The sequence below is a fragment of the Actinomycetes bacterium genome, assembly GCA_036000965.1.
Taxonomy (GTDB): Bacteria; Actinomycetota; CALGFH01; order CALGFH01; family CALGFH01; genus DASYUT01.
Genome location: DASYUT010000170.1, coordinates 1 through 5,967 on the forward strand (window position 1 = coordinate 1; position 5,967 = coordinate 5,967).

At 71.0% G+C, this 5,967-nt stretch carries 6 protein-coding genes; 4 read left to right on the forward strand and 2 right to left on the reverse strand.

Features of this window, described 5'->3' with window-relative positions; all coding sequences use genetic code 11:
- The 4 genes from VG276_15475 to VG276_15490 all read left to right on the forward strand — a co-directional run.
- Positions 1-587 (forward strand): hypothetical protein (locus VG276_15475; protein HEV8650754.1); only part of this gene is annotated, 587 nt, incomplete at its 5' end.
- Positions 584-757: a hypothetical protein gene (locus VG276_15480; GenBank protein ID HEV8650755.1), complete on the forward strand. Its 174-nt coding sequence runs from the start codon at positions 584-586 to the stop codon at positions 755-757. The genes VG276_15475 and VG276_15480, both read left to right, overlap by 4 nt.
- The gene (locus VG276_15485) at positions 750-1,592 is read left to right on the forward strand and encodes a class I SAM-dependent methyltransferase (protein HEV8650756.1); all 843 of its coding nucleotides are present in this window, start codon (positions 750-752) and stop codon (positions 1,590-1,592) included. The genes VG276_15480 and VG276_15485 overlap by 8 nt, the downstream gene beginning before the upstream one ends.
- A 469-nt stretch (positions 1,593-2,061) precedes the next feature.
- The gene (locus tag VG276_15490) at positions 2,062-3,906 is read left to right on the forward strand and encodes a recombinase family protein (protein HEV8650757.1); all 1,845 of its coding nucleotides are present in this window, start codon (positions 2,062-2,064) and stop codon (positions 3,904-3,906) included.
- A 452-nt stretch (positions 3,907-4,358) separates the two neighbouring features.
- Here VG276_15490 and VG276_15495 read toward each other — a convergent pair whose 3' ends face one another.
- Together VG276_15495 and VG276_15500 are read right to left on the reverse strand one after the other, a co-directional pair.
- Positions 4,359-5,177, reverse strand: coding sequence for an rRNA adenine dimethyltransferase family protein (locus VG276_15495; GenBank protein ID HEV8650758.1), 819 nt, complete (start codon positions 5,175-5,177; stop codon positions 4,359-4,361).
- 465 nt (positions 5,178-5,642) lie between these two features.
- The coding region (locus VG276_15500; protein ID HEV8650759.1) for a response regulator transcription factor at positions 5,643-5,967 on the reverse strand (325 nt) is incomplete at its 5' end.

The window sequence follows — 5,967 nt, forward strand, 5'->3', positions numbered from 1 at the left end:
CGCGGCGTGGCCGCACCATCGCATCCCGACCGGACATCACGGCGCGGCAGCGGCCGCCGCGAACAGGGGTGAGGCGGGTGCCCGGCAACTACCAGCACAACCCCGACCCGGCCCTGGCCGAGCTGCTGCACACCGTCACCCAGGAGGGGTGGGGCAACGACAGCGTCGGCGACGTCGAGGAGGACGGGTTTGTGGCCAGCCTGCTGCTGGTCGACCCCGCCGAGCAGCCGGAACTGACCGATGCGTTCGACCAGCCCGTCCCCGCCGGCAACTTCATCGTCCACCAAGACCGGCAGGGCATGATCACCGTCGACCAGTACCCGACCCCGTTCCACGCCCGCCGGGCGTTCACCGCGCTGGCGGCCAGCACCGGTCCGGGCGAGGAGGAAGCGACCATCACCCCGACCGGGCCGCTGGGCGCCTGGTATGCAGTCGGGCTCGGCGGGCGGTTCCTCGGCCAAGCCCGCGACCTGCACCAGGCGCTGGGGATGCTGCGGGCGGCGATGGACGCCGACCAGGTCTGGCCCGACATCTGGTTCATCAGCGACCACGGCAACCCCCACCGGCTGAACCCCGACCAGCCATGAGCCGCGAGTGGACCGCAGCAGCCGGCCACCGACCGCTGGCCGACACCGCCCGGGGCCGGTTGGTGGGCGACGGGGTCAGCGCCGACGTGGTCACCCGGCTCGGCGCCCGCCTGGCCATCGCCGACCCGGCCGAACGGTCGGCCGGTTCCCCCGGAGGCGCCCGTGGCTGACCAGCCCCTGCCCCTGTCGGTGTGGCCCACCGCCCAGCAGCCCGCCAGCGCCCAGCGGACCGGCTGGTATCTGCCCGGCTCCACCGCCCACCCGGCCAAGATGCTGCCCGCCATCGCCCGCCACGCGATCGCCGCCTACAGCCAGCCCGGCGAGCTGGTGCTGGACCCGATGTGTGGGATCGGCACCACCCTGGTGGAGGCGACCCGGCTGGGCCGCGACGCGGTCGGGGTGGAGCTGGAGCCGCGCTGGGCCGACCTCGCCCGCGCCAACCTCGCCCACGCCCGCGCCGCCGGCGCCACCGGCACCGGCAGGGTGGTCACCGGCGACGCCCGCCAGCTCCTCAAGCTCGTGGGTCCCGAGCTGACCGGTCGGGTCACCTTGGTGGTGACCTCCCCGCCGTACGGCTCCAGCGTGCACGGCCAAGTCGACGCGCGCCCAGGACAAGGCGTGGTCAAGTACGACAACGCCTACTCGCCCGACCGGGCCAACCTCGGCCGCGTCGGGCAGCCCAGGCTGGTGGCCGCGCTGGCGGAGATCCTCGCCGGCTGCCACCAGCTGCTGCGTCCCGGCGGGCTGCTGGTGCTGACCGCCCGGCCCTGGCGCCGCCGGGAGCAGCTGGTCGACTTCCCCGGCCAGCTCACCCGGACCGCCGAAGCCGCTGGCCTGGTGCCGTTCGAACGCAACGTGGCGCTGCTGGTCGGCCTCCGCGGCGACCAACTCGTTGCCCGACCGTCGTTCTTCCAGCTCGACCGGGTCCGCAAGGCCCGCCAGCGCGGCCTGCCGCTGCGCATCATTGCCCACGAGGACGTGCTTGTGCTCCGGCGGGACGCGTGACCGACACGCCCGACGCGCCCGTCCCCGCTCGTCTCCCCAGCACGGCGCGGAAGCCCGTAGTCCCTGCTCAGGGGTGCCAAGTCAGCCGACAGGACGACGCGGGGTCGAGGTATGGTCGTCGGGGCGCCGACCCCTGGTTCCGCCTTGAGGTGGTCGTCGTGCGGGGAGAGGCCGGGCGGATGTTGCGAGCCGGCCAGGCCGAGGCGATCAAGGAGCTCCTCAGTTGGCTGCACGATCAGCAGGCAACCCAGCCGGCGGCGAACAACCCGCCGCCTACCAGGCCGCCGGCGTAGCAGGCGAGCAGCCACATGGTGGGCCAGCAGCTGGTCAGGGTGGCTGGGAGGACGCGGCGATCCCATCGCAAGCCGCCGCACCCACCTCGATCCTCCCCGGCCTGCTGGCAGGCGACGCAGGCGTCCGGCTGGTGCCGTGGGAGGCGGCTCTGCGGCCAGGTAACGCCGGTTCCCCGATGCTTCGAGATTCCTTTCGCGCATTGCGGCTGGCGTGGGCCGGACGGACCTCTACCTACGACCAGCAGGACCCGTCGCTGTCGCTGCCGCGGCAGCTCGCGTCCTCCCGCGATGCGCTGCCGCCCGGCTGGGTGATCGTCGCCCACTTCTACGACGTGGAGTCCGGCCGGCTCGACCTGGAGGCCCGCGGGCAGGGCACCGCGCACGAGGCGTTCGACCTCCGCATCCCGCGGGACGGCGGGATCACCGACCTGCTCGCCGAGGCCCGCCGGCCCGGCCGGCGGTTCGACGCGGTGATCTGCGAGTCGATCGACCGCATCGCCCGGCGCACCTACTACGGCGCCAAGATCGAGCACGAGCTGGAGCAGGCCGGGGTGGCGCTGTTTGCCGCCGACGAGCCGATCCTGCTGTCCGGCAAGCGCGCCACCGCCATCCTCACCCGCCGGGTCAAGCAGGGGGTGGCCGAATGGTATGTGCTGGAGATGCTGGAGAAGTCCTGGGACGGGGCGTGTGAGCACACGCGGCAGGGATGGAACGTCGGCCGGCCGCCGTACGGGTACCAGGCCGAGCCGATCCCGCACCCGGTGCCAGCCCGCCGGGCGGAGGGCAAGACCAAGACCCGCCTGCGCCCCGATCCGGTCCGCGCGGCGGTGGTGCGGCAGATTTTCGCCTGGCGGGTGACCGAGCGCCTGGGCTACCGGGCGATCGCCGAGCGGCTCAGCCAGGATCCGGACCGCTACCCGCCGCCGGTCTCTCCCGACCCGGCCCGCAGCCGGGATTGCTGGGGCTACTCGGCGGTTCTGGAGGTCCTGCGCAACCCCAAGTACACCGGGTACATGGTCTGGAACCGCCGCGCGAGCAAGAAGGGCGGCCGGCACAATCCGCCGGAGGCGTGGGTCTGGTCGCCACGGCCAACCCACCAGCCGATCGTTTCCCACCAGCTGTTTGCCGCCGCGCAGCACGTCGCACCGCAGCGGCGCGGATCCCGGTCGGGAGCGGGCCTGAACCGGCACCCCCAGACGCGCCGCAGCTACCCGCTGCGCTCGCTGGTGACCTGTGAACTGTGCGGTCGCAGGATGCGCGGCAAACTCAGACGCAAGGCCCGGCGCGACTACGTCTACTACGCCTGCGAGCCGCAGCGCAGCCTCGGCCGGCAGGTGGCCGCACATCGGCAGCCCGAGCATCCCGCCAGCGTCCTGGTCCGCCAGGACCTGCTGCTACGCGGCGTGCTGGAGTTCTTCGCGCTGCGCCTGTTCGGCCCCCAACGGCGTGCCCTGCTCGCCCAAGACCTCCCCAACGTGGCCCGTGGCGAGCTCGCGGCGTGGGAGGCGCGGGTGCAAGCGCTCCAGCGAACCCTCGCCGACCTCCAGGGTCGCCAGGCGCGCCTGGTTCGCACGCTCGAGGAGCGCGATGACCCCGGCGGGGCCCTGTTTGAGCAGATCGCTCGGCGGCTGGGAGAACTGCATCGCGAGCAGCAAGCCAAACTGGCGGAGTTGCGGGCCGTGGTGGCCGAACGGCCGGACGCGGATGCGCAGTCGGTGGACCTGCTGGGTCTGCTTCCCCTGGTGACGTCCGACCGGCTGGCTGCGGCGCCCGAACCGCTGTTGCGCGCCCTGTTCGAGCGGTTCCAGCTGCAGGTCCGCTACCACAAGCCACAGAACCGGGCGACCGTCCGGGTCGCGCTCAGCGACGACAGCCTGGGCGGCCTGCTGGCTTGCGTAGACGACATCGAGGGTGGAGAACCGCGACAAGATCCAGCGATCTCGTCCGCTGGAGCGGTTTCCCTTGTTCGTGGAGCCCCCCGGGGGGCTCCACCACAGAACCGCAGGTCAGGCCGGGGGTGATGCCCGGCCTGCTGCCTGCCCGGAGCGCGGCGAGGTGCTGGCTGGCAGCAGCTTGTCAGCAGCTCACCCATTGCGCGCGCCACACCGCTCACCGTGGTATCCGGTTTGTCCGCTTCCACGTCATCTCGGTACCTCGACTCGAGCACGGTCGCCAGCCGCTCCTCGAGCAATGCGACCACCCACTCCGGTCATCTTGTCGTGGCATGGCCGAGGCTCATCGCGCCGCAGTGGGCGTGCCGTGACTGGAGCAGGGTCACACCGATGGTGGCCAAGCTGAGGATGCCGACAACAGGCCAGGCCCCAGGCCCAAGGCTGGTACGACCGCAGAAGACTAGGGAGAGTGCCGCCCGTCGCCACGCTGACCGCGACTGCAAGCGACACGGCCAAGAGCGTCGCAACGATGGTGAGCAGTGGCAACAGCGGTGACCGGCGCGACGCTCCGTGGCGGGTGACTACTCTGGGCCCGGGTCCAGCGCTCGTCGGTTCGACGGCAGTCGGCGTTCGAAGGACTCGATTCGGGCCCAGCGGTTGCCGTTGTGCTTGCGGACGTGGTGGAACAGCCACGCGATGTCCTCGATGCTGGCGTCGCGGAGCGGCTGGTCGGCCAGGCTCCTGGCCAGCCCCGGGACACGGAGCTCGGCGAGCGACGCCCCCACCGTGAGCCGGCTGCGCTCGAAGAGGTAGTTGACGAACAGCCAGTAGGCGCGCTGCTGCCGCCAAGGGACCAGGGGCCGCTCCAGTCGGGCAGCCGTCATGATCGCGACGTGGACCCGCGGCTGAGGCTGGAAGTCCGTGGGCCGGAGTGAGCCGACAACCTGCATAGAGAGGAATGCCCCCAGAGCGGCGGAAAGCTTCGTCGTGCCGTAGTGCCCGATGATCCGTCGGCCGAACTCACGCTCGACGATGATGGCCCCGGAGATGAACTGTTCGGTCGTCATCCAGCGGCGCACGAGCTGAGTGGAGATGTTGAAGGGTGGGTTGCCGACACAGACGTACGGCTCGGGCGGCGGCTGCACATCGAGGAGGTCGCCGTGACAGATCTCGAGAGCCGGATTGCCACCGAGCCGCTGGGTGAGTTCCCTGACGAGCCGGTCGTCTTTCTCGATCGCCAGGACACGGTCTCCTCGGGTGAGCGCCGCTTTCGTTATGGCTCCCTTCCCGGCTCCCAGGTCGATGCGGAGCGCACCATCCGGACCATCCGCGAGCTCCACCAGGCGGCGCGCCGTGTGTGGGTTCCTCAGGAAGTTCTGGGCGAGCTCACGACTTTTCATGACCGTACCGCCGCGGCCGTGGGATGGCGGGAGGCTTGATGAGGGGCTGACTGGACCTTCCTGCCAACACAGTGGTCGAGGACAGCGTGGAGGATGTCGAAGCAGCCCGTGGCAAGAACGACCGAACGACCGTCGAGCCTGTTCCGAATGGAACACAACTCCGACCGCTGCCGTGACCCGTCGAGCCGATCGAGAAGCTTGTCAGCCGCTCGACAGGCTGACCAGCGGAAACGCTGCTCAGTTTCGCGTTCGGGACCGGGTGGACTTGGAGCCCTGGTCGTCTTGGCGTTCGGGGCCGGTTGGGCGGGCGTGTGCCGGATGGAGAGCACTTCCTTTGTCTGTCGTTTCTGGTCACTGAGGAGCCCACCCCGAAGCCTCTGGTCTGTTCGGTCGAGCGGCACCTGCGCTGCGCATGAACGAGGGCCAGTCCCTCTGGCCGTTGGGACCTCCCGCTCGGCTGCCTGGTCAGGCGCGGAGGAATGTGAGGACGGCCAGCACGCGGCGATGCTGGTCGGCTGACTCGGGCAGGTGGAGCTTCTGGAAGATCTGCGTGACGTGCGCCTCGACGGTGCGTTCGGTGACGAACAGCCGGGCGGCGATGGCCCGGTTGGACATGCCTTCGGCGATCAGCCCGAGCACCTCTCGTTCTCGCTCGCTGAGTGCGGCGAGCGGGTCCTCCCGGCGGCGTCGCCCCACAAGACGCGAGACGATCGTCGGGTCGATCACCGTCTCCCCGTCCATGATCCGCCGCAGGGCGTCCACGACGGTGGCGATGTCGAAGACGCGCTCC

Bases quoted from the DNA above. Each gene is read 5' to 3' on its own strand.
- VG276_15495 (HEV8650758.1), bottom strand. From the start codon at position 5,177: ATGAAAAGTCGTGAGCTCGCCCAGAACTTCCTGAGGAACCCACACACG.
- VG276_15490 (HEV8650757.1), top strand. From the start codon at position 2,062: ATGCTTCGAGATTCCTTTCGCGCATTGCGGCTGGCGTGGGCCGGACGG.
- VG276_15480 (HEV8650755.1), top strand. From the start codon at position 584: ATGAGCCGCGAGTGGACCGCAGCAGCCGGCCACCGACCGCTGGCCGAC.